At 66.3% G+C, this 255-nt stretch carries 1 pseudogene; it reads right to left on the bottom strand.

The window, feature by feature from the left end:
- A pseudogene (locus tag C3Z11_RS00015) lies at positions 1-242 on the bottom strand (TRAP transporter small permease); the annotation flags it as partial.
- Positions 243-255: the final 13 nt, after the last annotated feature.

The following is a 255-nucleotide window of genomic DNA, read 5'->3' on the forward strand; positions in this document are numbered from 1 at the left end:
TCCTGGGTGACCTCACCGAACTCGGCCGCCGAATGGGCCTCGTCGACGATGCCCAGCGCAATCACCACGCCCGTCGCGGCGAAGATCAGCAGGTAGACCCCAGCGACACGCGCCTTGACGACGGAGGGCAGCGCCTGGGTGAAGACCTCGACCACCACCTGGCTGCGCTCGACGTGGGCAGCCATGGCGGCCAGCAGCGCGAACATGAGCAGATAGCTGACCAGCTCGACGCTGCCGATCATTACCAATCCCGAG

Source organism: Phytohalomonas tamaricis, assembly GCF_003012345.1.
Lineage (GTDB): Bacteria > Pseudomonadota > Gammaproteobacteria > Pseudomonadales > Halomonadaceae > Phytohalomonas > Phytohalomonas tamaricis.